The organism is Ornithinibacter sp. (assembly GCF_035443565.1).
Lineage (GTDB): Bacteria > Actinomycetota > Actinomycetes > Actinomycetales > Dermatophilaceae > Fodinibacter.
Window position 1 is genome coordinate 1 of the sequence record NZ_DAORSO010000137.1, and the last position, 2,079, is coordinate 2,079.

Annotated in this window: 3 protein-coding genes; 1 reads left to right on the forward strand and 2 read right to left on the reverse strand. The window is 68.4% G+C overall.

All coding sequences use genetic code 11. The annotated features are described in order from the left end of the window. Positions 1-16: 16 nt before the first annotated feature. Both PLL68_RS11770 and PLL68_RS11775 read right to left on the reverse strand, forming a co-directional pair. Entirely contained in the window at positions 17-577 is a 561-nt protein-coding gene (locus PLL68_RS11770) for an NYN domain-containing protein (protein WP_324534300.1), read from the reverse strand. 90 nt (positions 578-667) lie between these two features. Then, a complete protein-coding gene (locus PLL68_RS11775; protein ID WP_324534302.1) occupies positions 668-1,213 on the reverse strand; it encodes a YceI family protein in 546 nt (181 codons plus the stop codon). Positions 1,214-1,437: 224 nt separating this feature from the next. On the opposite strand from PLL68_RS11775, the gene PLL68_RS11780 reads away from it, so the two are divergent. Beyond that, a complete protein-coding gene (locus tag PLL68_RS11780; RefSeq protein ID WP_324534304.1) occupies positions 1,438-1,983 on the forward strand; it encodes a MarR family winged helix-turn-helix transcriptional regulator in 546 nt (181 codons plus the stop codon). The last annotated feature ends 96 nt before the right edge of the window (positions 1,984-2,079 follow it).

Genomic DNA, 2,079 nt, shown 5'->3' on the forward strand with positions numbered 1-2,079 from the left:
ACCCCGGCAGGGCCGGTCAGAGGAACTGGGCCGGGTCGAACTCGTCGATGGCGATGACCCGCACCCGTGGGAGCCGCTCGTTGAAGGCCAGGACGTCGTACTCGAGGTCGAAGGTCTCCAGCCCGAGCTCGACGAGCTGGCTGAACGCGTGGTTTCGGAACTCGACGAATCCGACGAGGCCGACCCGGCGGCCGTCGAGCAGCTCGCCGACCTCCTCGACGAAGTCGCCGTCGTTGCTGACGAGGACGACATCGGCCTCGCGCGTGCGCAGCTCGGTCAGCGTGCGCTGGATCGCGATGTCGACGACCTTCTGCCCCGGTGCGCCCGAGAGCGGGATGGGCCGGTAGCCGATGGCGAGCAGGGCCTGGACGAACGTCATGGGCAGCTCGGAGTTGGCCGCGAGGAAGAACAGTCCCTGGGCGGGCTGGTCCCACTGGTCGCGCGCGAACTGCAGCAGCCGTTCCCACCGGGGACGCTCCTCCGGGCGCGGTCGGCGGCCGAGGATCGAGGTGCCCAGCGTGGCGTCGATGTTCTCGCCGTCGACGAGCAGGTAGGTGGTGCGCGCTGCGTCAGCCATGGGCTCACCCTAGACGCAGCATCACGGGCGACTCATTGCGAACGGCCCACCTCGTCCGAGGTGGGCCGTTCGCAATGAGTGGGGTGTGGCTCAGGCCTGCTTGCCGAGCTCCACGTCGATGACGAGCGTGATCTTCTCGGAGACGAGCACGCCACCCTTCTCGAGGGCCGCGTTCCAGGTCAGGCCCCAGTCGGTGCGGTTGAGCTCGCCCTTGGCCTCGAAGCCGGCCTTGTCGTTGCCCCACGGGTCGGTCGCGACACCGTTGAACTCGACGTCGAGGGACACGGGCTTGGTGATGCCCTTGATCGTCAGGTCGCCGACGAGGGTGGAACCGTCGAACGAGGTGCTGACGAAGGTCATCTCCGGGTAGGTCTCGGAGTCGAAGAAGTCGGCGCTGCGCAGGTGGCCGTCGCGGTCGGCGGTGCCCGTGTCGACGGATGCCGTCTTGATGGTCACGTTCGCGACGCTGTCAGCGAGCTGCTCGGCCACCTCGACGGTGCCGGTGAACTCGGTGAACTTGCCGCGGACCTTGGACACCATGAGGTGGCGGGCGATGAAGCTCACCTCGGCGTGGGTGGGGTCGATGCTCCAGGTGCCGGGGGTGAGGCCGTCCAGGGTGGTGGGCGCGTTGCTCATGAAGTCTCCTTTGTCGTGGCCTAGCACTCGCTAGTTGTCCCTTCAACCAAACTGGCCGCGGCATCCATTCCCACGTCTCGCCATGTGAGACACTCTGATGCCCGTGCATCTCAGGTCGTTCTCAGGAAGAACGTCTGTGCAGATGGCCACATGGATCGGAACCACCCACGGGTATCTGCAGTCCCGTGCCACGATGGGCGAGTTCGGTGAACCGGGGAGACGCGATGAGCGGGGCAGTGATGACAGAAGGGACGTCAGCCGACGACACGGGTGGTGTTGACGGCGAGGGTGGGGTCCGGTGGCTCAGCCACGAGGAGCAGATCGCCTGGCGCGCCTACCTGCGCGCCTCTCGTGAGCTCACGGTGGCGTTCGAGCGTGACCTCCAGGACGTCGGGATCAGCCTGCCCGAGTACGAGCTGATGTCGATGCTCTCCGAGGCACCCGACGCGCAGATGCGCATGTCGACCCTGGCGTCCCTCATCGTGCAGTCCCGCAGCCGCGTGACCCACACGGCCGCCCGGCTCGAGCGTCGCGGCTGGGTGCGCCGCACGCCGGCCCCCGACGACGGCCGTGGGGTGCTGCTGCGCCTCACCGAGGGCGGGCGGGTCGCTCTCGACTCCTTCGCCGTCGTCCACATCGCGAGCGTCCGGCGCCACCTCATCGACGTGCTGACTGCCGAGCAGTTCGCCACCCTGGGTGCCACGATGCAGATCGTGCGCGACGCCTACGCCGCCGACCCGACCATGCGCGGCGCCGTCACCATCGCCTGACCCGTCGGTCCGGGACCTCGCCCGACCCTGGCCGCGGCCGAGCAACCAGGGGTGTCGGACAATGGTGGGGTGAGCCCTGACCCGACACCCCACGCC